The sequence below is a fragment of the Candidatus Cloacimonadota bacterium genome (genome assembly GCA_020532085.1).
GTDB lineage: Bacteria > Cloacimonadota > Cloacimonadia > Cloacimonadales > Cloacimonadaceae > Syntrophosphaera.
Genome location: JAJBAV010000008.1, coordinates 19,201 through 46,185, shown reverse-complemented (window position 1 = coordinate 46,185; position 26,985 = coordinate 19,201). Strand labels below are relative to the sequence as shown.

6 protein-coding genes are annotated in these 26,985 nt (G+C 60.8%); 5 read left to right on the top strand and 1 reads right to left on the bottom strand.

What is annotated here, in order from left to right; genetic code table 11:
- Positions 1 to 8 precede the first annotated feature (8 nt).
- Both LHW45_03465 and LHW45_03460 read left to right on the top strand, forming a co-directional pair.
- Positions 9 to 4,076, top strand: coding sequence for a pyruvate phosphate dikinase (locus tag LHW45_03465; protein ID MCB5284635.1), 4,068 nt, complete (start codon positions 9 to 11; stop codon positions 4,074 to 4,076).
- 35 nt (positions 4,077 to 4,111) lie between these two features.
- The gene (locus LHW45_03460) at positions 4,112 to 5,365 is read left to right on the top strand and encodes a glyceraldehyde-3-phosphate dehydrogenase (GenBank protein MCB5284634.1); all 1,254 of its coding nucleotides are present in this window, start codon (positions 4,112 to 4,114) and stop codon (positions 5,363 to 5,365) included.
- A 644-nt stretch (positions 5,366 to 6,009) separates the two neighbouring features.
- Here LHW45_03460 and LHW45_03455 read toward each other — a convergent pair.
- Entirely contained in the window at positions 6,010 to 8,265 is a 2,256-nt protein-coding gene (locus LHW45_03455; GenBank protein MCB5284633.1) for a heavy metal translocating P-type ATPase, read from the bottom strand.
- Between the two features lie 1,004 nt (positions 8,266 to 9,269).
- Here LHW45_03455 and LHW45_03450 point away from each other — a divergent pair.
- The 3 genes from LHW45_03450 (at position 9,270) to LHW45_03440 (ending at position 26,706) form a co-directional block, all read left to right on the top strand.
- Complete coding sequence (locus LHW45_03450) at positions 9,270 to 14,315, top strand: S8 family serine peptidase (GenBank protein MCB5284632.1); 5,046 nt, start codon at positions 9,270 to 9,272, stop codon at positions 14,313 to 14,315.
- A 315-nt stretch (positions 14,316 to 14,630) separates the two neighbouring features.
- On the top strand, positions 14,631 to 20,390 hold the full coding sequence (locus tag LHW45_03445) for a S8 family serine peptidase (GenBank protein ID MCB5284631.1): 5,760 nt from the start codon (positions 14,631 to 14,633) through the stop codon (positions 20,388 to 20,390).
- Between the two features lie 154 nt (positions 20,391 to 20,544).
- The gene (locus LHW45_03440; GenBank protein ID MCB5284630.1) at positions 20,545 to 26,706 is read left to right on the top strand and encodes a C25 family cysteine peptidase; all 6,162 of its coding nucleotides are present in this window, start codon (positions 20,545 to 20,547) and stop codon (positions 26,704 to 26,706) included.
- Positions 26,707 to 26,985 lie beyond the last annotated feature (279 nt).

The following is a 26,985-nucleotide window of genomic DNA, read 5'->3' as shown; positions in this document are numbered from 1 at the left end:
GGATATCATTGGATAAGATCGAATCCCAGGCCCTGGCGAGCAACCTTGCCCAGACCCAGGTAAAACAGATCGTGCTGTCGCCGGACAGCCTGTGGCTGCTGGAACGCAGCGCCAGTTACTTCGGCATTCAGCAGCGCACCAAACTCTTTCTGGAAGAGCTGCACCATCCCTTCGCGAACCTCGATTCCGCCCTGGAACTGATGCGCCAGAGCATCATGGGCGACCTCTGGTTCTACCTGCAGCTGGAGGAAAGCGAACACGCCCTGGAACTGATCCTGGGCATCTTCGGCAACATCTTTGCCCGCGCGGAGGAAAACCGCGTAAGACAGCGCTGCTTGAACGAATATCTGGATTTCATCGCCGCCCTGGCCGACCAGGAAAAGGTGCCGCAAACCATTCTGGACCAGTCTTTCGACCTTCTGGAGGATTTGCACGGACAGGCCCCGGAACTCTTTATCGCCGCTTCCGGACAGTGTTTCAAGACCCTGCTGAAGCTTTCGGAACGCCTGCGCCGTCAGGACGAGGCCGTGGCCCTGCTGCGCGGCATCTACGAAGCCTCCATCAAACTCTGGCGGGCCAAGGCTGCCATCGCCGCGTGGCACGACAAATACGACGATCTGGTTACATTGGACAAAGCCAGGCTGGAACAGGCCGTGGGCGGAAAATTCTTCACGGGCTGCCTCAAACAGCTTCAAACCGCCCAAACCCTGCAGGATTTCGCCGCCATACCTTCCTACTCGGATATTGCCACCCGCCACCGCGACCTGCTGGCCTCCTTCACCGGCCTGCCGGAAAAGATCCATTACCTTTTCTACCTCTTGAGTTTGCCCCCGATGAACGCCCTCAGCGACCACCTGCTCTGGGACCTCAACCGCCTGCTGGCGGACCTGCACGAATCTCTCTCCGTGAAAGAGCTCAACCTGCTGATCGACAGCATCTTCGACAACCTGGCCGAATTCCGCGACCAGCACAGCAGCATCGTGCTGGACTGCGTGCTCACCATCGGCAAAGCCGTGCTGGATCCTGCCGAGCCGGAACTCGCGCGCCGCTGCCTGAGCAAGATCATCGACCTCGGCTTCATCCCGCCCGGCGAGATCAAGATCAACCAGGACTGGCAGATCGTGGCCAACAAAAACCACATCAAGAACATCCGCGCCTGGCTGGAGCTGATCAGCCTCGATCCCATCCTCTGCAAGGACCTCCTGGCGGCGCTGATCATCAACCTCACCCAAGGCGGCATCTTCATTTCGGACACCGACCTCTTCCAAAAGGACGTTTCCCAGTTTCTGAACAGCAACGTCAAACCGCTGTATGTGCAGACCAAACATCTGCTGCGGCTCTTCCCGGTCTTCTACCACGAGATCGGCGCCGAGGGCGAGATCCGCGACCTCAGCACCGAGATCGACGAAATGAGCTCCCGCAAGGATCGCCTCATCCATTTCGTGCGCAAACAGGTGCACACCGAAAGCAACAACACCCATATCAACCTCCTTCGCCAGATCCTCAACTACTGGACCGACCTCGATCCCGGTCACCTGCAGGGCCTGCTGCCGGATGACGTGGCCCTCTTCATCCAGAGCCCGGACGAACGCACTAAAGCCCAGCAAAAGACGGTGCGGAAATTCTTCAAAGACAACGCGACCGGGGCCGACGACCTGCTGGGCCAATCCTGGCAGGTGGTGGCGCCGCTGTTCCGCCAGGTGAAAAAGGAGGACTTTTCCCTCCGCCGCCTTGAATTGCTGGTGCGCATCTACTACATGCTGCTGGACAAATATCAGCTCGATCCCTACGATATCGCCAAATTCCTGGGCCGCTTCAACTGGTTCGACGAAAAGGAGCAGCTGCGCCTGCGCCAAAGCCTGGCCCGCAAGGATTTCGACAGCGGCATCCGCCAGATGCTGGACTACATTGGCCGCCTCAACCAGGTGATCCTGGACCCCAATCCCACCCAGGCTTGGGAAAACATCTACTACAAACGCCACATCGCGGCCGGCATTCCCTCCATGTATGGGCAATACCGCGAACCGAAGCTGGAGGCCATGGGCATGATCTTCCGCCTGGAGAACCTGGTGGAACGCCTCGTGGAGCAGAACATCAGGCAGCTGAACCTGGACTACATCACGGCAAAAACCCTCAAGCGCATCATTCGCATCCTCGAGCTCTTCGAACTCGGCCTCGCCCGCGAAGGCCTCACCAGCGAGGCTTTTTCCAGCGCCCTGGAGATGCTCAAATCCGGCCAGAGGATCGTGAACCTCTCGCTGGACCAGTATCTGGACCTCTTCAAACAGATCAAGGACAGCATCACCGAGCTGATCAACGAATACTTCTACCGCTTTTACGAGCAGGAACTCGAACACGCCCCGGTGAAGGGCGTGGCCGGCAAATACAAGCGCCAGACCGCCCAGCAGATGTTCGCCGAGGAGTTTTTCCGCAAGCTGCTGGCCACTTCATTCCTGGTGCAGCCGATGGACAATTTCATCGCCCAGATCCTGGTCTCGCTCGCGGCCATGAAACAGGTCTTCGGTTCCGCCGAACTCAGCCGCGTGATGAGCTACGATCCGGACCTGATGTTCATTCCGCTGCAAACCAGTTTCGGCCGGCTCGACAACCAGGTGCTGCTGGGTTCCAAAGCCTTCTTCCTCAAGAAGATGCGCCAATACGAATTCCCCATTCCGCCCGGTTTTGTGATCACCACCGAACTGCATCGCTTCAGCCAGATCGTGCGCTCACATCCCGGCATCGAACGCGAGATGGATGAACTGCTCCGCTTCAACATCGCCCGCCTCGAAGGCCAGACCGGCCTCCGCTACGGCGATCCGGAGTCCCCGCTGCTCTTTTCCGTGCGTTCCGGCGCGCCCATGAGCCTGCCCGGCGCCATGACCACCTTCCTCAATATCGGCCTCAACGACGAGGTAACCCTCAAACTCAGCGCCCGCCCCAATTACGGCTGGACAGCCTGGGATTGCTACCGCCGCCTCATCCAAAGCTGGGGCATGGCCTACGGCATCGACCGCGACGAATTCGACGCCGTGATGATCGCCTTCAAGCGCCGCCACAAGGTGAAGCTCAAAACCCAGTTCACCCCTCTGCAGATGCGGCAGATGTCTGAAGCCTATAAAAAGGTGCTGGCCAGGCACAAGCTTAAGCTGGAGCAGGACGTCTTCCTGCAGGTGAAACAGGCCATTCTCCACGTGCTGGATTCCTGGAATACGGACCGGGCCCGGCTCTATCGCCAGAAACTGCAGATCGCCGACGACTGGGGCACCGCCGTCACCATCCAGAAAATGGTGCTGGGCAACATCAGCCTGGACAGCGGCACCGGAGTGCTCTTCACCCACGCGCCCTGGAGCAAGGCGCCGGGGATCACCCTCAACGGCGATTTCACCCTCTGCAGCCAGGGCGAGGACGTCGTGGCCGGCCTGGTGCATACCCTGCCCATCTCCGAACAGGAGCGCAAGCAGTCCAAACAAAGGCTGGAACTCTCTCTGGAAAAAGACTTTCCCCAGATCTACACCCGTCTGCTCAGCCTGGCCCGCCAGCTTTTGGACGAGCGCGACTACCCCCATCAGGAGATGGAATTCACCTTCGAAGGCCCCTCCCGTGAACAGCTTTTCATTCTCCAAACCCGCAACCAGGTGATCACCAAAGCCCGCGCCTACACGGTTTTCAATGTGCCCAAGCGCGATCTGAAACCCCTCGGCAACGGCATCGGCATCGGCAAAGGCGTCATCAACGGCCTCATCGCCATTTCCCGCGCCAACATCGACGCCCTCAAGAACCGCGGCCAGCCGCTGATCCTGGTGCGGCCGGATACCGTTCCTGAGGATATGGAACTGCTCTTCGACTGCCAGGGCCTGCTCACCTCGCGCGGCGGCGTCACTTCCCACGCCGCGGTCACAGCCATCCGCCTCGGCCTGGTGGGCATCGTCAACTGCCGCCAGCTCAAGGTGTTCGAAGACGAAAACCACTGCCGCATCGGCGAAACCCTGCTCCAGCCGGGAGATGAGATCGCCATCGACGCCAGCAGCGGCGCCATCTTCCTGGGCCACTATCCGGTGGAAACCATTCGCAGCTAAGCAATTTTAAAAAATACACAGACAAGGAGTATCGCATGAACCTCGACCTGAGAAACAAAAAACTGCTCGGGATCAACGGGCTGGGCCGGATCGGCAAGCTGCTGCTCTGGAATCAGATCAACCTCCGCCATTTCGACGGGATCATCGTAAATTGCGGCCGCGAAGTGGGCAAAACCCTGGACGACCTCATCCAGGTGATGGAGACCGACTCCACCTACGGCAACATCCATAAATTCCTTTTCGGCATGGTCGGACGCCGCGCCGAGATCCAGGTGCTGGATCCGGACAAGCCTCTGATCTCCATCGAAGGCATTCCCGTGAAGGTCCTCCGCAGCGCCCGCGACCCCAAGGACATCAACTGGTTGAACGAAGGCGTGCGCATCGTGGTGGACTGCACCGGCAATTTTGTGGATCCAAACGCCACTCCCGAACAGGGAAAACCTTGTCTGCGCGGGCATTTGGAAGCAGGCGCCCTCAAAGTGGTCTGCTCCGCCCCCTTCAAGAGCAAAACCGCCGGCGTCACCAACTCCCCTGACGCCCTCACCATGATCTACGGCATCAACCATCTGAATTACAAACCCGCCCAGCACCACGTGATCTCGGCCGCCAGCTGCACCACCACCGGCCTCGCCCACCTGATAAAGCCCCTGCTGGAAAACGAGGCCACGGCCAACATCATGACCGCCTCCATGAGCACCATCCACGCCGCCACCAACACCCAGAGCATCCTGGATTCCGTGCCCAAGGCCGGCGCCACCGACCTGCGCAAAACCCGCAGCGTGCTCAACAACATCATCCTTTCCACCACCGGCGCAGCCAAAGCCTTGGAACTGGTGATGCCGCAGATCAAATCCGTGGGCTTCATGGCCGATTCCGTGCGCATCCCCACCTCCACGGTTTCGCTTATCAACCTCAATGTGACTTTCCACACCGAACTTAACGAACTTGGCCAGCCTTTGGTGAGCCGCCGCCTCATCAACGAGATCTACAAACAGGCCGCGGAAGGACCGCAAAAGGGCTTGCTGGTCTATTCCGAACGCCAGAACGTCTCCGCCGACCTCATCGGTTCCATGGCCGCCGCCACCCTTGAGGCCCACGAAACCCACACCCGCACCAGCTTCATCCCTGTTCCCCGCCAGACCCTTGCCGCCCTGGGAGTGGAAGCCGGCCGCGAAGTCACCATGCCCGTCACCCACGCCAAGATCTTCGGCTGGTACGACAACGAACTCGGATCCTACACCAACTCCCTCTCCCGTTTGGTGAACTACATCGAAGCCAGCACACCCTGATCGGCAGATCGGCTGATATAGAGATGCGGGATATCCGGAACACCCGGAGGCCCGCATCTCTTTTTTGGCTCTCTTTCAAACCAAGCGGGTGACTGAAGCAACCCGTTGTGAACCATGCCAACCTATCCTGGGTTGCCAAATCCCTGCGCTGACTCTGCACAGCAGCAGAAGCTTAACCCAGACACACAACCCCGCCCTGCGCGGGGTGCAGCACTATAGGCGGGGTGTTTCAACCCCCGCAAAAGCAGCCGCGCGAATCCCTGAAAACCCCTCACCAGAGGGGTGCAGGACTTAGGTTCGTGATTTATCGCGGATCAGAGATGTGTTGCTAAATCCCCGAACATTATGGCGAAGCGATTGATCGCTCCGCAAATTCCTTCACCCCGCGAGCGGGGTTTGCTTGCTTTCGATCGAGGCTTTCTGCCACGGGGGTTGAAACACCCCGCCTATAGTGCTGCACCCCTCTGGCGAGGGGTTCCTCCGGCCACTACCCGCCCGGTTTGAAAGAGAGCGTTACGTTTCACCCTTTCACCCATTCACCAACCTTTTCCCCTTTTCCCTTTTCTCCCTGTCTCTTTGTTAGAAAACCCTCCGCTTGCTTCTTCTCTGCCCAACTCTGCTCCTCTGTGGTGAAAAATCCTCTGTTAACTCAGTGTCTCCCCGCCTCTGTGTCTCTGTGTTAGAAACCCCCGCCGGAGCAGGTTGGCATTGCTCACCACCGTCACGGAACTCGTGGCCATGGCGATTTCCGCGATCACCGGATGCAAGGCCCCGAACACCGCCAACGGGATGGCCACCAGGTTGTAGAAGAAGGCCCAGAAAAGGTTTTGGCGGATCTTCCGGAATGTTTCCACGGAAAGCCGCACCGCCTGCGGGATAAGTTCCAGCTGGTCGCGCAGGATGGTGATATCCGCCGCTTCGATGGCAATGTCGGTGCCCTGGCCCATGGCGATGCCGATATCGGCCAATTTCAGCGCCGGAGCGTCATTGATGCCGTCGCCCACCATGGCCACCGGACCGTATTCGGCCCGGAGTTCGCCGATGATCCTGGCTTTGTCGGCCGGCAGGGCTTGGGCCCGGAACCTGGCGATGCCAAGCTGGGCGGCGATGGCGGCGGCGGTGGATTCGTTGTCTCCGCTCAGCATGATGCTCTCGATTCCCATGCCTTTCAATGTCTTCACCACCCCGATCGCCTCCGGGCGCACCGTGTCGGCCAAAGAGAATATTCCCAGAACCTTTTCCTGGTCAGCCAGATACACCCGGCTGGCGTGTTTCAGTTCCGCCTCTTCCGGCAATTCTTCCAGGCCTTGCACGCCTTCTTCCCGCAGCAGCGAAGCGCTTCCCAGCCAGTACTTTATGCCGCCGAGTAAAGCGGACACCCCCCGTCCGCTGTGGTTTTGGAAATCCTTCACCTGCCGCGGTTTCAGGCCCTGTTCAACAGCGGCGGCCACGATCGCCCTGGCCAAAGGGTGTTCGCTGGCGGTTTCCAGGCTCTGCGCCAGATTCAGAGCTTCCTCATCCGGAACCCCAACTCCCTTGAATTTTAAGAGCTTGGGCCTGCCGTGGGTGAGGGTCCCGGTTTTATCGAACACCATCGCCCGGATGTCTTTCATTCTCTGCAAAGCTTCGCCGTTACGGATCAGGATGCCGCGTTCGGCGCCCAGCCCGCTGCCCACCATCAGCGCCGTGGGCGTGGCCAGCCCCAAAGCGCAGGGACAGGCGATCACCAAAGTGGCAATGGCGGCCATCAGCGCTGCCGCGAGCCCGGTTTTGGCGCTGCTTAGGGGGATAAGTTGCCGCAGCCAGTCGCCCCCGGCGCCCATCACATCTGGTATCACCAGCCAGGCCGCGAAGGTGAGCGCCGCCAGCACCAGCACCACCGGCACGAACACCGCCGTAACCCTGTCCGCCAGCAGCTGCACCGGCACCCGCGAATGCTGGGCGTCCTGCACCATCTTCACCACCTGCGCCAGCCAGCTGTCCCGGCCCACTTTTTCCGCCCGGGCCTGGAAATAGCCGTCCAGATTCACCGTGGCGCCCGTGACTTTGTCCCCGCTCTGGCGCCGCACCGGCATCGATTCGCCTGTCACCATCGCCTCGTCGAGGTTAGCCGCCCCCTCCACGATCACCCCGTCCGCCGGCACCTTCATCCCCGGCTTCACCACAAATATGTCGCCCACCCTGATCTTGTGGGCCGCCACCTCCGTTTCCACCCCGTCGATCAGCAGCAGCGCGGTTTTCGCGCCCAGATTGAGCAATTTGCGGATCGCCTCGGAGGCTTTGCCGCGCGCCCGGCTTTCCAGATAGCGCCCGGTGAGGTGGAAGGCCAGGATCATCAAAGCGATGCCGCTGAAATCGTGGGCGCTGATGCCTTTCACCACCAGCGAGAGCGGCGTTACCAGCAGGGAGGCCAGGGTACCCAGGGCGATCAGCACATCCATGTTCGCGCTGCCGGAACGCACAGACTTGTATGCGGATACGTAAACTCCCCGGGCCGGGAAGAACATTCCCAGCAGAGTGAGGCCGAAGATGGCCCAAACCCCCCAGTGATGCCAGGCGGGCATGGGTTTTACCAGCATCAGGGGCAGCATCAGCGCCATCGCCGCCAGGGCCAGCGCCCAGATACGCCACATTCGCTCCCTCGCCACCAGCATGTTCTTGATCTGCGCATCTTCTTCCAATGCCGGGCTTTCCCGCACCGAGAAACCCAACCCGGCGATCGCCCGGGCGAAATCACTCTCGTCCACCAGCCGGTCGTCAAACTCCAGCGCGGCCTCTTCCAGGGCCAGGTTCACCTGCGCCGCGCTTACCCCCTTCATTTTGGCCAAAGCCTTCTCCAAGCGAGCGCTGCAGGCCGCGCAGTGCATCCCGTCAATGCCCAGATTTATCTGTCGTTTCATTGATTCCTCTTTTGGATCGTCTATCCATTTGATAGGATATCCCGATCGCGCTGCCGGGCAAGCTCAAGTTCATGTCCTTGGGCGGCTTTGCGCCCACTTCGGATATCGTGTTCACCATGATGGAGGCAACGCACTGGCATTCAATATTAAACACCACTGCCTCCCAGATGGCTCCCAATATCAATACGGTATCAATACGGAATCATTACGGATGAAATCCGTATTGATTCCGTATTGATACCGTAATGATCTCCGGGGCCAAGCTGGTTTATCTGCAAGTTTGTTCTTTGATTTGCTCGGATTTGCTCGGATCCACTCTGATATGAAACCATGATCGAAACGCCGATTTACTCCGGCTGAAACCCTGATTCACCCGGATAGAAACAGTGATTAAATCCCTGATTCACTCCGACTGAAACGCTGATGCGAAAGACGGAAGGCGGTGGCTTCAGCCACCGTTCCCGGGTATCAGCGGCCAGGGAGACACGATCTCCGGCGGTTTTAACCGCCGGCTTGTTTTCCCTCACCAGGGCAGGGCGATCCAACCTCCGGTGGCTGAAGCCGACCGGACATCGTCTTTTTCATGCTCCGGTGTTTTGGGGCACGGTGGCTGAAGCCACCGCCTTCCGTCTTGAAACGATGGACTTCAGCCCGTGCGGGCTGAAAGTCACCCCTTTCCCCGGCCAGTTTGGCAGATCGAACCAAGGTGTGAGATAGAGCAAGATATTCATGCCCGGCCACGTAAATGACCAAGCGGCAAATTTCGGATTGAGAGCAAGATATCCCTGCCAGGCCACTTTATTGACCAAGCGGCAAATTTTTGATTGACAAAATATTGTGTTCCCCACGCTTCTCCAAAAACGTCTGAGATCTTCCCGGTCAGAATGGGAAAGGACGATACTCCGAAGTTTTTCCGCCCCGTTCGCCCAGCGCCACGGTGAACGTTCACAGGCAAAAATCAGAAAATGTTACAGCAACCCTGCGTTCTCACAAGGAGAAAAACAATGCCCAGATTGAAAACATTGCTGACCCTGCTGCTTGTCATCTTTGGCACGCTCGGTCTGGCGGCCGCGCCCAGCTTTGGCGAACGGCCCTTCATCGACATCTTTCAGGTTCCTGACAGCGCCATGGAACAAGGCCACATCAGGATCAAGCTCAGCGAGGCCAATTCCGCGCTGGCCCAAGGTTTTCGATATCAGGACGGCGCCCTGGCCAGCTTCGGCCTCGAAGAACTGGACGCCCTCAACCTCCAGTACGGGGTGAAAAAGATCAGCCCCGTCTTCGGCGACGTGAGCAAAAACCTCAAATGGGGCTGGCGCCACGTGGAATGGGGCCTGCATCTCTGGTTCGAGCTGGAATATGACAGCGCCGCGGACATCCGCGAGATCGTGATGGCCTACCGGGATCTGGCCAAAGACGTCCAGTGGGCCGAGCCCGAATACAAGAAAACCCTGCTCAGCGTGAACCAGGACGAAGTGGCCGCCATCGCGGAAGACCTGAGCCGCTGGACCCCGAACGACCCGCGCTACGGCGAGCAGTGGCACTACCACAACACCGGCCAGACCGGCGGAACGGTTGATGCCGACATCGACCTCCCCGAAGCCTGGGACATCGAAAAAGGCCACACCGACGTGGTGGTCTGCATCCAGGACCAAGGCGTGCAGTACAACCATCCGGACCTGGCCGCGAATATGTGGATCAATCCCGGCGAAATTGCCGGCAACAGCATTGACGATGACGGCAACGGCTATGTGGACGACGTTTACGGCTACAATTTTTATGAAAGCACCAGCACCATCGTGGCCGGCGATCACGGCTGCCACGTGTCGGGAACCGTGGCTGGCGTGAACAACAATGGCGTGGGCATCTCCGGCGTGGCCGGCGGTTCCGGCACCGGCAACGGTGTGCGGCTGATGAGCACCCAGGTTTTTGCTCCCTCTTCCGGCGGCGGCGGCTTTGAAAACGCCCCGGTCTATGCCGCCGACAACGGCGCCTGCATTTCCCAGAACAGCTGGGGCTACACCAGCGTGGGAAGCTACGAGCAGTCAGTGCTTGACGCCATCGACTATTTCAACGCCAACGGCGGCGGCAGCGTGATGTCCAACGGGATCACCATCTACGCCGCGGGAAACGGCGAATCCAGCGGCCAGTGGTATCCCGGCTGCTACAGCGGCGTTTTCGCCGTGGCCGGCACCACGCACGAAGACACCAAGGCTTGGTATTCGAACTACGACACCTGGGTGGACGTCTCCGCCCCCGGTGGCGAGACCAACAGCGTTACTGAGGAAGGCGTGCTCAGTTGCTGGAGCAACAGCAGCTACGGCTTCTACCAAGGCACTTCGATGGCCTGTCCCCACGCTTCCGGCGTGGCAGCTTTGGTGGTTTCCTTTGCCCACCGCAACGGCCGCACCCTCAGCAGCGCGGACGTGGAGGATATCCTCGAATCCAGCGCTGACGATCATTACGCGGTGAACCAAAGCTACATCGGCCAACTGGGCAGCGGACGCATCAATGCCTACCAGGCTTTACTGGCAACCGATCCCACCCTTCCTTCGGTCTCCATCACTTCCCCGGCCGGTGGTTCGGTGCATGACCTCAACAGCGTGATCACCATCACCGCCACCGCCTCCGACACCGACGGCTACATCACCGGCGTGGCTTTCTACATCGATGACGTGCTGAAAAGTACCGACACCTCCAGCCCCTATTCCTGGGTTTGGAACACGGCCGGATACGCCGGCGGCGCCCACAGCATCAAGGTGATCGCCACCGATGACGATAGCAACACCGCCACCCGCAGCATCACGGTAAACCTGCTGGCCCCTCCGGATGAGGGTTTTGAGACCGGCGACTTCACTTTGTATCCCTGGGTGAACAACAGCTCGGTACCCTGGACCGTGCAGAGTTCGGAAGTCTTTTCCGGCACCTACGCCGCCGAGTCCGGCGACATTAACGACAACAGCAGCACCACCCTCAGCCTGCCTGTGGTGGTCAGCTCCGCGGGGAACATCAGCTTCTGGTACAAAGTTTCCTCCGAAAGCAATTACGACTTCCTGCGCTTCTACATCGATGAGGTGCAACAAGGATCATGGTCCGGTTCCGCGGGCTGGTCGGAAGCTTCTTATCCGGTCACCTCAGGCAACCATACCTTTGCCTGGACCTATTCCAAAGACAGTTCTGTGGCCAATGGCAGCGACTGCGCCTGGCTGGACCACATCATCTTCCCGCCCATGGGGACCTACTATGCCCCGCCGCGCAACCTGACCGCAGCTTCCGGCAACGGATACGTGAACCTGGCCTGGGACGCTCCGGCCTCTGGAACTCCCTCCAACTACAAGGTATACCGCGATGGCAGCTATCTGGCCAGCACCGGCGGCCTCACTTACTCGGATACCAACGTGGTGAACAACACCAACTATGAGTATTATGTGACGGCCATCTACGGCTCTGAGGAATCCGATCCCTCGAACGCCGTGACAGGCTTTCCCACCGCCAACCCCCTCTCCACCATCATCATCGGTGAAGGCACCGGATCCCAGACCTACCCCATCGACCGTTATTACAATTACTCTGGCCACGAAGCGATCTACCTGGCCTCGCAGATCGGCAGCGTCTGCACCATCAAGTCCCTGGGCTTCTACAAGGCCAGCGGCGCTGATGTGAACCCCATCGAGGCGGTGAGCATCTACATGAAGCAGACCACCGCTTCCACCCTGACCAGCGGCGCTTACAGCACGGACGGCTACACCCTGGTTTACAGCGGAACCTTCCCGAATACGGCGACCTCAGGCTGGATGGAGGTGGAGCTTAACAACCTCTTCGCCTACGACGGAACTTCCAACCTGGCCATCCTCACCGTCAAGGGTTTCCAGGATTGGATCAGCGGCTATCCTTTCTGGACCTACACCTCCACAACCGGCAACCAGGCCCGCCAAAACCGCAACGACGACGCCCAGCCCACATCCCTGACGGCCTCCACCAACCTGCCCAACCTGAAACTGCAGGCCTACCTGCCCCAGGGGCTTCTCTATCCCGCGCGTGATCTCACCGCGGCCGGCGGAAACGGATTTGTGGAGCTGAACTGGACCGCTCCCCTCAGCGGGACCCCCAGCGGCTACAAGATCCACCGGAACGGCAGCCTGCTCACCACTGTGCCGGGACTCTCATACACCGACAACGCCGTGGTGAACGGAACCACCTACTCCTACTATGTGGTGGCCACCTACTCCGGTGAAGACGCCGAGCCCACCGCCACGGTCCAGGCCACGCCCGACCTCGTGACCTCTGTGATCATCGGCGACGGCACTTCCAGCAGCGGGACCTCAGACGGTTGCCCCATCAACGTCTGGTATCAGAGCCTGCACGGACAGGCGGTTTACACAGCCGCCGAACTCAATGCCAAAGGCGTGTTCGGGCCCATCGACATCCTCGAGATCGGCTTCAACGTGACCGGCCTGCCCAGCCTGACCATGCCCAACTACCTCATCCGCATGGGCCACACCAGTGCCACAGACGCTTCCAGCTGGATCTCAACCGGGCTCAGCACCGTCTGGACTGCCGCATCCTACCAGCCCACCGCCACCGGCTGGAACATGCTGACTCTGGCCACCCCCTTCACCTGGAACGGCACCGACAACATCGTTGTGGACACCGCCTTCGGGCTCGTCGGCTCTTACACCTCATCCGGCACCACGCAATACACCTCCATTACCAACGGCTATCGCTTCGTTCGGAATGACTACAGCGACCAGACCGAAGTCTTCACCGGTGGCACCAACACCGCCAACCGGCCCAACCTCCAGCTGGTCCTGGAGGTGGAAGAGACCGAGGCCCCGGAGATCGTGGTTTCACCCCTGGCCCTGGATTTCGGCGCGGTTGAGGTCGGGCAGGCCAGCGTGCTGCAGTTCACCGTGCAAAACACCGGCACAGCCGCTCTGACCGGCACCATCAGCACTCCCGCCGGCTACGGCGTGGCCCTGCACGTAGCCAAAAGTAGCAATGCCTCAAGATCCGCCGCCCCCACCGGCAAGAGCGCGCCGATGCTCGGTTCCGCCCTCGCGGACACGCGCAACACCATTACTCTGAACGTCGCGGCGGGACAGACCCTCACTTACGACCTCAGCTTCGTTCCCAGCGCCGCGCAGGTCTATCCTGGCAATGTGGTGATCTCCAGCAACGACGCGGATGAGCCCACGGTGAACATCGCCCTCAGCGGCAGCGGGTACACCGATCCCAGCATCAGCGTGGATCCCACCAGCCTGGCCGCCACCCTGCCCGTGAACGGCGGGGAAAATCTCAGCTTCACCATCGGCAATTCCGGCAGCCTGGACCTCGAGTTCATCCTTTCGGAATCCCCCCAGGCGGACTGGCTGAGCTGGTTCCCGCCCTCCGGAACGTTGCTGGAAAACGCTTCCCAGGAAGTGGTGGCCAGCTTCAACGCCACCGGCCTCGCCCCCGGTGAATACCAGACCACCATCAAGGTGGCCTCAAACGATCCGGAAAATCCCGAGGTTTACGTAACCGTGAGCCTCACCGTCACCAACAACGCCCCCACCCTGACCCTGCCTGTGGAAGGATTCGAGTTCGACATGAACGACAACTTGGTGGTGGATTTCGGCCCCTACATCGAGGACCTGGACGGCCACACGGTGACCCTCACCGTGGGTGAGAGCGCCTACATCCAGGCCGCCATCGACGGACATCAGGTCACCTTCTCCGCGCCTGCCGACTGGTTCGGCAGCGAGACCCTTAACTTCGTGGTGGACGACGGCTATGCCATTGGCTACGCCTCGGTGGAGGTGAGGGTGATCCTGAGTTACCTCGCCATCCCGGACATCGCGGTCAGCAAAAGCGCTGGCGGCGTCACCGTTTCCTGGGACGCGGTCACCAATGCCAACCGCTACCACATCTACCGCGCCACCGATCCCTACGGCGATTACGAGCCCTTCGCCACAGTATATGGCGTCACCAGCTGGGAGGACACCGAAGCCCTGCCCATGGCCTTCTACAAGGTCGTGGCGGCTTTTGAGGACCTTCCCGCCAAGCAATAAACAAACAACTCCGATATCTGGCCCCGCTGTCCTCCGAGGATTGGCGGGGCCAGTCTTTTAACCCTAAGCAAAGTTTGCCCCTGTCAAACAAATGCTGGCCAGGTTTAAGTGTTTGAAGGCAATGGCTTTAATGGAAAAATCGAACTGGCAAAAAATGGTTGACAAATCCCCGCCCATGATTTTCAAAGCCGGGAGAAGTAAATTTTCGACCAGTTTTCGTTCAGGCCGCTCCCTGCGGACAACGCGCGGGTTACAGCGGAGGTGAACAGATATTTGAATACATCATAGCCCTCCAAGGGGCGAAGAGAGAAAAACATGCGCAGATTAGCAATTCTTGCGGCCATCTGCCTGGCGCTTGTGAGCGCCGGCCTCACTGCCTTGGGTCCGGATTTCACGGACCTGCCCTTCATAGACATATACAAGGTGCCGGACAGCGCCATCGTGCCGGGCCATGTCTGGATCAGGCTAAGTCCGGAGCTTTCCGGCCAGCTGCAAAGGCTGGAGCATGAAAACGGTGACCTGACCTCTTTCGGCATTGCCGAATTGGACGATTTGAACCGCCAGTTCGAGGTTAGCAGGATCAGCCAGCTTTTTTACAGCCCGGCCCACAGGAGCGAATTCGCGCAACGCCATCAGGAGTGGGGCCTGCATCTTTGGTATGAGATAAGTTTCGCCAGCAAAGCGGACATCCGCGAGATCGTGATGGCCTACCGCGGCCTCAAAGGCAGCGTGGAGTGGGCCGAGCCCGAATACAGGAAAGTGCTTTACGAAGCGGTTGCGGGCCAGAACCCGGAACCGACGGAAACCCTGGACCGCTGGACCCCCAACGACCCCTACTACAGCTCCCAGTGGCATTACAACAACACCGGCCAGTCACCTGGTGGAACGGTGGATTGCGACATCGACCTGCCCGAAGCCTGGGACCTGGAAAAGGGCCATCAGGATGTGATCGTGGCCGTGATCGACGGCGGCATCCAGACCACCCATCCCGACCTGAACAACAATATCTGGAGCGGAGTGGGCTACAACTTTGTGTACAACAACTCCACCATCAACCCGGAAGACCACGGCACCCACGTGGCCGGCACCATCGCCGCGGAGAACAACAACTCCACCGGCGTGAGCGGCATCGCCGGCGGCAACGGCACCACCAAAGGCGTGAGCCTGATGTCCTGCCAGGTCTTTGACGGCAACGATCAGGGCGGCTTTGACGACGCCCCGGTCTGGGCCGCGGACAATGGCGCGGCCATCTCCCAGAACAGCTGGGGCTACCAGTACCCCGACGTGTACAACCAGTCCGAGCTTACCGCCATCAACTACTTCAACGCCAATGGCGGCGGTTCAGTTCTGGACGGCGGCATCACCATCTTCGCCGCGGGCAACGATGAGGCCGAGGGAAATTTCTACCCCGGCTGCTACAGCGGCGCTTTTTCGGTGGCCGCCACCAACAACCAGGACGAAAAATCCTATTACTCCAACTGGGGCACCTGGGTGGACATCTCCGCCCCCGGGGGAGAACTCATTTATTATTACACCACAGGGATCCGCAGCACGGTCACCGGCAACGGCTACGATTGGTATCAGGGCACCTCGATGGCCTGTCCGCACGTTTCCGGAGCGGCGGCGTCCATCATTTCCTACGCCCACCGCAACGGGATAACGCTCACCAGCACGCAGTTGAAAACCATCCTGCAAAGCACGGCGGACGACCATTACCCTGAAAACCCCGGCTACACCGGGAAACTCGGCGCCGGACGCCTGAACCTGTACAACGCCCTGCTGGCCGTGCAGCCGCCCCTGAATCCACCTCTAAACCTGGCCGCCACCGCCACCCACGCATCGGTGACCCTCACTTGGGACGCCCCGGAAGCGGCGACGCCAAACTACTACAAGGTTTACCGCAACAGCTCCTATTTGGCAACCACGGCCAACCTCACCTACACCGACCTGGCGGTGACCGACGGCGTTACCTACAGCTATCACGTGGTGGCCAGCTACACCGACGGCGATTCCGAGCCTTCCAACACCGTGACCGCCACCCCCAACACCTGGCCTCCCACCAATCTCACCGCCGTAGGCGGCGACACAGTTGTCCACCTGAATTGGATCGCGGCCCAGGGACGGGGCGAGGAAACATCCGGGCTGTTGGAAGAGCGAAACATCAGCGGCTACCGGATCTACCGCGACGGCAGTTCACTCACCACTGTGACAGGCATCTCGTATTCCGATAACGCCGTGGTCAACGGCACCACCTATCAGTATTACGTGACCACGCTATACAGCAATCCCAGCGGCGAATCGGCCCCCTCCAACCTGGCTGAGGCGACCCCGCAGGACATGGCTTACGCGGAGATCGGCAGCGGGACCGGGATCACCCCCGACACCGAAGGCTGCCCCATCAACATCTACAAGAAAAGCCTGCACGGGCAATCGGTTTATACCGCAGCGGAGCTCAACGCCGCCGGGCTTTACGGTCCCACCGAAATCACCCAGGTGGGATTTTACGTGTCCACGGCGCCCGCGCTGGCTTTGCCCAATTACCGGGTGCGGATGAAACACACCACGGCCACGGATGCCTCGGCCTGGATCACCGCCGACGGGCTGGTGACTGTTTACAGCAACGCTGCCTACCTGCCCGCGGCCGGAAACTGGGACCTGCTGAGTTTGTCGGCGCCCTTTGCCTGGAACGGGATCGACAACATCGTGATCGACACCGCCTTCGACCGGGTGGCCACGGAATCCGCCACCGGCACGGTGCGCTACACCAATGTGGCCAGCGGCTACCGCTACGGCCGCAGCACCTATAGTGACATGGGCGAAACCTTCACCGGCGGCTTGGTATCAGCCTATCGGCCAAATGTGAAGCTGGGTTTTGCCTACGTGGAGCCCGCGGGCCCGGAGATAGCGGTGGATCCCCTCAGCCTCGATTTTGGCGCTGTGGAGGTGGGGCAAGGCAGCGTCCTGTCCTTCACCATCTACAGCAACGGGGATGAGACCCTCAGCGGCAACATCAGCACTCCGTCCGGCTTCAGCGTTGCCGCGGCCGGCAGCAAGGATGACGGCGCTGGCCTGCGCAACACACTTTCTTTCACCCTGCCTGTGGGAACCTACCAGACCTACAACCTGAGTTTCAACCCCACGGCCGTTGCCACCTACGCGGGCACCGTGACCATCACCAGCAACGACCTCGACGAAGGCACGGTGCTGCTGGCGGTAACGGGCCAGGGCTACACCCCCGCCAACATCTCATTGAGCGACAACAGCCTTGGCGCCACGCTTTTCAATGGCGGCGAGGGCACGGACAGCTTCACCATCAGCAATTCCGGAAGCCAGGAGCTCACTTTCAGCCTGGCGGAATCGCCTTCCGTGGCTTGGTTCAGCCCCGCGCCCGCTTCCGGCAACGTTTCCGGAAGTGGCAGCCAACTCATCACGGGCACTTTCTCCCCCGAGGGCCTGGCTCCCGGCACCTACACCACCACCCTGCTGGTCAATTCCAACGACCCGGACAGCCCCCAACTGCCGGTTTCCGTCCAACTGGTGGTGCAAAACAGCAGCCCGGTGATCTCCCTGCCGGCTTCTCTAACCTTCGACATCTACGCCGACGCGGGCCTGGTGGAGGATTTCTCCGCCCATGTGAGCGACGCCGACCCGCAAAGCCTGTCCCTGTCCTGCAGCGGTAACACCAACATCCAGGTGAACATCGCCGGACTTACCGTAACCTTCAGCAGCATCGGCCACTGGGTCGGCTCCGAAGAGCTCACTTTCACAGTCTTCGACGGCTTTGCCCAGGCCGCGGACGCGCTGACGGTCACCATCACCCAAATCATGTATCCCCCCACAAACCTGAGCGCCACTGCCGGTAACAGCCTGGTAAACCTCAGCTGGACCGCCCCCGCACCGGATGGGGTATCGGGATACAGGATCCATCGCAACGGCGGCTTCCTGGCCGACGTGACCGGGACTTCTTATACCGACGAAAGCGCCATCAACGGATTCACCTACGGCTATTACGTCACCACGCTCTATGCCAATCCCGCCGGGGAATCGGATCCCTCGAACACCGCGGAGGCCACACCCCAGGCGATCATCAACGTCACGCTGGGCGATGGCACTTCAGCCACAGGCACCAACGAGGGTTGCCCCATCAACGTCTTCAGGCGGAGCCTGCACGGTCAGTCTGTCTATACCGCGGCGGAGCTCAACGCCGCCGGCGTCTATGGCCCGGTGGAGATCACCGCGCTGGGTTTCTACGTGAACAGCGCCCCCAACCTGGCCCTGCCTTCATTTGTGGTGCGCATGAAGCACACCACGGCTGCCAACGTGGCCAGTTGGCAAACCTCCACAGGTATGGTGACGGTTTACAGCGCCACTTCCCATATGCCCAGCCCCGGCGGCTACGACATGCTAACCCTCTCCACCCCCTTCACCTGGAACGGCACCGACAACCTTGTCATCGACACCGCCTTTGACCGGGTGAGTTCATCCAGCTCTTCGGGGACCGTGCGCTACACGGAAACCGCCAGCGGCTACCGCTATACCCGCAGCAGCACCTCAAACCAGACCAATGTGTTCACCGGCGGCAGCGTGAGCGTTTACCGGCCCAATGTGCAGCTCACCCTGGCCGGGGGCACGGACGCGCCTCCGGAGATCACGGTCGACCCCCTGCAACTTGCCTTTGGGGAACTGGAGGTTGGCAGCAGCCAAGTGCAGCAGTTCAGCCTTGCCAACACCGGGGAGATGGAGCTTACAGGCTCGATCAGCACCCCCGCCGGCTACAGCGTGGCCCCCCTGGGCAGGGGCAGTGAGGTTTCTGGACTACGCCAGAAGAGCGTGGCAGCCGGACGCAACACCCTGGAATTTAACATTGCCGGTTACTCCAGTGTGTTTTACGACCTCACTTTCCAGCCCACGGAAGCCATTGCCTACAACGGCAACCTGGAGATCTCCAGCAACGATGACGACGAGCCCACGGTGAACATCGCCCTCAGCGGCACGGGACAGATCAGCAATACCGAACCCACGATCGTATTGCCAGAATCCTTCAACTTCGAGGAAGACGGCAGCCTCACTGTGGATTTCGCACCCTACGTTGAGGACGCCCAAACCCCGGATTCAGGACTCACCCTCGGCTACAGCGGAAACACCGATGTTACCGTCTCCATCGACGGCCTGAGCGTAACTTTCGGCGCCACCGGGAATTGGAACGGAACCGAGACCATCACCTTCACCATCGGCGACGGAGAACTCACCGCCAGCGATGCCGCGGATGTGATCGTTTTGCCGGTCAATGATACTCCCACCATCGCTCTGCCTGAAAGCTTCAGCTTCGACATGAACTCCAGCCTGGGGGCGGATTTCAGCACCTACGTCAGTGACGCGGACGGACATCCCCTCACTCTGGACTACAGCGGAAACACGAATGTGCTGATCGCCAGCGACGGTCTTCAGGTCACCTTCACCGCCGTGGAAGACTGGCACGGCAGCGAAGAGATCAGCTTCTCCGTCTTCGACGGCTATGACCATGCCTATGATACAGTCACCGTCACAGTCAACTTCGTGAACCACGCCCCCACCCTGACCCTGCCTCTGGAAGGCTTCCAGTTCGACATGAACTCCAGTCTGCAGGTGGATTTCGGCCCCTACATCGAGGACCTGGACGGCCACACGGTGACCCTCACCGTGGGTGAGAGCGCCTACATCCAGGCCGCCATCGACGGACATCAGGTCACCTTCTCCGCGCCTGCCGACTGGTTCGGCAGCGAGACCCTGAACTTCGTGGTGGATGACGGCTATGCCATTGGCTACGCCTCGGTGGAGGTGAGGGTGATCCTGATCCTCGCCATCCCGGACATCGCGGTCAGCAAAAGCGCCGGCGGCGTCACCGTTTCCTGGGACGCGGTCACCAATGCCAACCGCTACCACATCTACCGCGCCACCGCTCCCTACGGCGATTACGGCACTCTGCCCTTCGCCACTGTACTCGCGCCAAATACCAGCTGGGATGACACCGCAGCCCTGCCCATGGCCTTCTACAAGGTCGTGGCGGCTTTTGAGGACCTTCCCGCCAAGCAATAACAAGATCTGAATCAACTGCCCGGCCTGTTCCCTGGTGAATGGGCCGGGATTTTTTTCCTGTCTGGAAAGGTTGAACAAAGGAAATTGTAACTTTTGCACCGGGAATTGCATTATTAACGATCCAATCATACATTCTCACTCCAAAGGATCGATCATGAGGAAAACCATCTGCGCCTGGCCCCTGCTGGCCATGCTCCTGCTGACACCCCTGTTTTTGGCCGGCCAAAGCCTGCCCGGCGGATCAGCTTTCACCGTCACCCGCGACAGCGGCGACGGCATCCAGATCAACTTCCAGCTTCCCGCCTGGGAACTGGAGGCCGTGGAACGCGACGGCGCCAGTTACGCCCGCGTCCGCCTGGACGGCATTCCCAAGCTCTTCATCGGCGAAGAGGAGACCCTGCCGGTCTTCAGCGCCATGGTGGCCATCCCCGCCCGCGGCGGAGTGAGCCTGCGCGTTTCCGGCGCTGCTGCCGCAAGCCGCTCCGGCCTCCAGCCCGATTTCGCCGCCGCCCTGGCCGCGGAACGCCAAAGCGGCCGCCATCCGGAAACCCTCTATCCGGCCGCGCCCGCCCTCATCTCCGCCCCCCAGGTGCTGCGCGACTTCCGCGTGGTGAGCCTCAACGTCCATCCCTTCCAGTGGGACAGCGCCACGGGTGAACTGCTGGTGCGGGACCACCTGACCCTCAACCTCGATTTCGATAATGGCCCCTCCGTCAACGAGACGATTCCAGCCCCCAGCCTGTCCCCGGCCTTCGAGAAGATCTACCGCGGCCTCATCCTCAACTACGACCAGGCGGCGGGCAGAAATGCCGACTACCATTCCCCCCGCCTGCTGGTGATCTACGGCAACTACGTGAATGCCGAATATCAGGGCAAGGTGGACGAATACGTGGCCTGGAAACGCCAGAAAGGCTACCTGGTGGAGGCCGCCAGCACCGCCACCACCGGAACCAGCAACTCCGCCATCAAGGCCTACATTCAGACCCGCTACGACAACCCGGAGACCCGGCCGGACTACATTGTCCTCATCGGCGATGCCTCCGGAACAATATCCGTGCCCACCTACGGCTCCTACACGGATTATTACTACACCTGGCTGGCCGGCGGGGACAACCTTGGCGATGTGTCCATCGGCCGCATCTCCGTGGCGGATACCGATCAGATGACCAAATACATGGCCAAGCTGATGTTTTACGAGAGGGAAGTGTATGCCGGTACGGGCGATTGGCTGAACAACATGCTCCTGGTGGGCGATACCTCCCCCTCCGGGATCTCCACTGTCTACACCAACCAGTACATCAAGGAGATTTCCTCCCGGGTGAATCCCGCTTACACTTATGAGGAGATATACGGGGACTCGCCTTCCCCCAGCTCCATGAACAGCGAAATCAACCAGGGGGTGTCTTTTTTCAACTATCGCGGCTACATCGGGATGAGCGGATGGTCGCCAAGCTCCAGCCTGGTCAATTACGGCAAGCTCTTCCACGCGGTCCTCATCACCTGCGCCACCGGTGATTTCGGCGGAACCTCCGCCACCGAAGCGGTGGTAAGGCTGGGCACTGATATCCAATACACAGGCGCCATCACCGCCATCGGCATGGCAACCTCTTCCACGGCCACCCCCCAAAACAACACGCTGAACGTGGGCATTTTCCACGCTTTGTACAACCTGGGCATGAGGGACATGAGTTCCGCCCTGCACTACAGCAAATTGTACCTTAACGCCATCTATGGCATCAGCAACCCGGACCAAACTTACAATTTCGCTGCCTACTGCAACCTCATCGGCGATCCCACCGCCCCTGTCTACGTGGGCATTCCGTCCACCTTCAACGTATCCGCCCCCGCCGGCATCCCCGCCGGCACCACCAGCATGGCTGTGGTGGTCAAAGACGCCGCGGACCAGCCGGTGGAGGGCGCGACCGTGGCGCTCACCGACAGCTCCGGGCAGCAGGCCGCCCTGGCTTTCAGCGACGCCTCTGGCCTCGCCTACCTGGCCTTTGCCGCCAACCTTTCCGGCAGCCTGCAGCTCACCGTTAGCCAAAACGACTTCAAGCCCTTCATCCAGAGCGTATCCATCGCCTCCACCGGCGGCTTGCTTCTGGACGGGATCGTGATCGATGACAGCAACGGTGGCAACGGTGATGAAGAAGCCAACCCAGGCGAAACCTTGTTGCTCTATTTCGCATTGAGGAACTCCAGTTCGTCAACCATTACTCCCTCGGGAGTGGCAACTGAATCCGATCCTTATGTGACGCTTATCGATGACCGGGTGGAGTTTGACCCCATCTTGCCAAATTCCTCAGCCCTCAGTTCCGGAGTGGAGCTGCAGATTGATAGCGGTTGCCCGGACCAACACAGCTTTAACCTGGGCTTCAGTCACGCCGAGTGGCAAATATCAATACCCGTGACAGTCTCCAGCGGCCACCTTGAGATCCTTTCCCACGCTTTTGTGGGCTCACCCGGCAACCTGGTAAATCCCGGCGACAGCTGGCCTCTCACCCTCACCCTGAAAAACAGCGGCAGTGCCCCCCTCACCGGAGTTCAGGGCACCCTCACTTCCCTGGACAGCTTCTTTGAAGTCACCGATGCCCAGGGCGCCTGGGGCAGCCTTGCCAGCGGCTCCAGTGTAGCCAACTCTGCCAACACCTTCAGCATCCACGCCAGAAGCACCAGCCTGGACGGCATGGTGATCCCCCTGCAGCTGGACCTCTTCGCTGACGGCTTCACCCAGAGCATCCCCCTCAGCTTCACCCTCGGCCAGACCGCGGTCACCGATCCCCTGGGCCAGGACGCCTATGGCTATTTCATCTTCGACATGGGAGACACCAGCTACGACCAGTGCCCCGTTTACGACTGGATCGGCATCGCCCCCGCGGAAGGAGGCAGCGGCACCGCCCTCAACCTCACCGATCCCGGCAATGCCGGCGATGAAGGCGACCAGAACGGCGCTGTCTCCATCCAGACCGTCAACCTGCCCTTCACCTTCAAATATTACGGCGTGGATTACAGCCAGGCCTCCATCTCCTCAAACGGCTTCATCGCCTTTGGCGCCACCCAGAACTCCGACTGGCGCAACCTGCGCCTGCCCGGACCCGGCGGCGCCCACCCCATGCTCGCCGTCTTCTGGGATGACCTGGAGCTTGGCACCGGCAGCGCTGTCTACACCTGGTACAACAGCGCCCTGAACTACTACGTGGTCCAGTGGCACGGCCTCTATTCTGGCTACGACAGCATTTCGCCGGAGACCTTCCAGGCCATCCTCTACGACCCCACCTATTACCCCACCCACACCGGCGACGGCCAGATCAAGCTCCAGTACAAGGACTTCAACAATATCGACACAGGAAATTCCGAAGACCACTGGCCTCACGCCAATTACTGCACCATAGGCATCGAGGACCACACGGAGACCATCGGCCTGGAATACACCTTCGGCAACTCCTATCCCACCGCCGCCGCCCCGCTGACCGACGAGAGCGCCCTCTTCATCACCACCCGTCCCATCTTGCCGGACAGCGCCTATCTGTCCATCAACCAAGTGGAGATCAATGACACAAATGCCAACGGGCATCTGGAGGCGGGGGAATCCGCCCTGCTGCCCATCAGCCTCAGAAACCGCGGCTTGGTGGACGCCACCAACGTTTCAGCCCTGCTCAGCAGCGCCGATCCCCATGTGAGCGTGACCGCCGCCAGCGCCGCTTACGGCACCGTTTTGGCACAGGATGTGGCTTATCCCCACACCAACTTTGCCATCCAGGTGGCGGCCAACTGCCCTCCGGCCCACGACCTCGTTTTCACCCTCGATGTCACAGCCGACAGCGGCACCTGGAGCTACAACCTCCCCCTGCGCGTGTACGCCCCCGAACTGCAATTCGGCTCTTACCTCATCAGCGATCCCGGCGGCGATGGCGACGGCGTGCTGGACCCCGGGGAAACCGTGGCCGTCTCCATCCCGCTCCTGAACTCCGGGGAGGTGGCCTCCGAGGCCGGATCTGCCACTCTGGCCAGTTCCACCCCCGGAATTTCCATCCTGGGCGGAACGGACAGTTTCGGTCCCATCGGCCCGGACGGGATGGCCAGCCTCAGCTTCACCATCTCGGCCAGCCCGGCCACAGCCCTCGGCACCATCGTGGAGCTGGCCTTCGCCGCCTCTGCCGGAAGCATCAGCCTCAGCCGCACGGAGTACGCGGTGGTGGGCATCATCATGGAAACTTTCGAAACCGGAAACTTCAATTCCCTGCCCTGGGTGCAGGGCGCCAATCCCTGGGTGATCGACAGCTCCACCTTCCACGCCGGCGCCAACTCCGCCCGGAGCGGAACGATAGGGAACTCATCCCTCACTTCGCTGGAGGTCACCAGGGTGCTCCCGGCTTCAGGCCAGCTGTCCTTCTGGTACAAGGTTTCGTCAGAATCCAACTACGACTTTCTGAAGTTCTATGTGGACGGAGTCCAACAGGGCAGCTGGTCCGGAGAAGTGGACTGGACCCAAGCCACTTACACCCTGGCCACCGGCACCAGGGTGCTGAAATGGGTGTACAGCAAGGATTACGCCATGACCAGCGGCTCCGACTGTGCCTGGATCGACGACATCGTTTTCCCCGCCTCCACCAACCCCAGCGTCCATTATCCAGCCGAAAACCTCAGCGCTGCCGCCAGCCACGGCCTGGTGCTGCTCAACTGGACCGCGCCGCTTTACGGGACACCCTCCGGCTACAAGATCTTCCGCGATTCCGCCTTGCTGACCTCGGTGACCGATCTCTCCCACACGGACTACTCAGTCAACGACGGAACCACTTACAACTACTATGTGGTGGCGTCCTATCCCGAAGGGGATTCCGATCCCACCGCCACCGCCTCCGCCACCCCCAATACGTATCCCCCCACCGCTCTGGCCGCCCTGCCCGGCAACACCGTGGTGGACCTCAGCTGGACCGCCGCTGAAGGACGCGGAGCCCGCTCCGCCTTCGCCGCCAACCCGGGCCGCGACATCAGCGGCTACCGCATCTACCGCGACGGCAGCCCCCTCACCACCGTGGCCGCCACCACCTTCCAGGATGCCGGCCTCACCAATGGCGTTACCTACAACTATTACGTTACCACCCTCTACAGCGGTCCCGCCGGGGAATCCGCCCCCTCGAACACCGTGAGCGCCACCCCCAACCTCATCTCCGAGGTGGTGCTGGGCGACGGGACCTCGAGCACCGGCATCAGCACGGCCTGCCCCATCAACATCACCTACAAGAGCCTCCACGGCCAGTCGGTCTATACCGCCGCCGAGCTGAACGCCCAGGGCGTTTCCGGACCCCTCTACATCACCGGCCTGGCCTTCTGGGTGAACACCCCGCCGGACTATGTCCTGCCGGATTTCCGCATCCGCCTCAAACACACCACCGACGCCAACGTGGCCAACTGGCAGGGCGCCACGGACATGGTGACCGTCTTCAGCGCGGACAACTACCTGCCCACCGCCGGAGGCTGGGACATGCTCACCTTCCAAACCCCCTTCCTCTGGAACGGCAGCCAGAACATCGTGGTGGACACCGCCTTCAACCTCACCGAGGAATGGACCCAGTCCGGCACGGTGCGCTACAGCTCCGTTGCCAGCGGCTACCGCTGCGCGAGGGATGACTACAGCGACCAGACCAACGTCTTCTCCGGCACCTACACCAGCCCCAACCGCCCCAACCTGAAGCTGGCCCTGCTTCCCTTCCAGACCGGCCCGGAGATCGCGGTGGACCCCCTCAGCCTGGACTTCGGCGAGGTGGAGCTGGGCTCCGGCAGCGTGCAGCAGTTCAGCATCACCAACAGCGGCGATGCCCTCCTCTCCGGCAGCATCACCGCCCCCACCGGCTACACGGTGGGCGAAGCGGCGGCGCGGAAGGCCTCCGGCGAAGCCAGGCCGGGCGGCCGGGAGCGGGAGGCGGCCCAGCGCAACACCCTGAACTTCTCCATCCCCGCCGGCACGGCCTCCGCCTTCACCCTCGCCTTCACACCCACCGCCGCGCAGGACTATCCCGGCAATCTGGTGATCAACAGCAACGCCTCCGGCGAGGCCAACCTCCAGATCCCCGTGAACGGCACCGGGATCAGCCTCAGCCTGGACACCCCCGCGCTGAGCATCAGCAGAATCGGCGGCAACGCCGTGCTCAGCTGGCCGCCGGTCTCCAACGCCACCGCCTACCAGGTCTGGAGCGCCTCCGACCCCTACGGCGCCTTCACCCTGCTCACCCCCACGGCCATCACCACGCCCGGCTACACCGACACCCGCGGCCTCTCCCGGGCCTTCTATAAAGTTGTGGCGCTGCGCGACTGAACCAGCAACTCCCAGCTTCCAGGGGCGGATCCTTCCGCCCCTTTTTTTCCGCCGCCCAAATCCCTAAACCACTGCCCTGAAAAAAAATCCTTGACAGACAAGGCTTTTGCCAATATCCGTCCCAAATACCCAACTGGCTCTGATGGAATGAGTTGGCTAACGGACCGGAGCTCCGGCCCGATGCCCCACGTGGTTCCCGTGTTCATCGATCCCAGTCTCCTTAACGATAGTGTGAATGACCGCCCCCCAAAACCGGGGGCGGTTATTTTTTTCTTGACA

Excerpts from the sequence above, each read along its gene's own strand:
- LHW45_03460 (MCB5284634.1), top strand. The coding sequence starts at position 4,112 with ATGAACCTCGACCTGAGAAACAAAAAACTGCTCGGGATCAACGGGCTG.
- LHW45_03440 (MCB5284630.1), top strand. The coding sequence starts at position 20,545 with ATGAGGAAAACCATCTGCGCCTGGCCCCTGCTGGCCATGCTCCTGCTG.
- LHW45_03445 (MCB5284631.1), top strand. The coding sequence starts at position 14,631 with ATGCGCAGATTAGCAATTCTTGCGGCCATCTGCCTGGCGCTTGTGAGC.
- LHW45_03450 (MCB5284632.1), top strand. The coding sequence starts at position 9,270 with ATGCCCAGATTGAAAACATTGCTGACCCTGCTGCTTGTCATCTTTGGC.
- LHW45_03455 (MCB5284633.1), bottom strand. The coding sequence starts at position 8,265 with ATGAAACGACAGATAAATCTGGGCATTGACGGGATGCACTGCGCGGCC.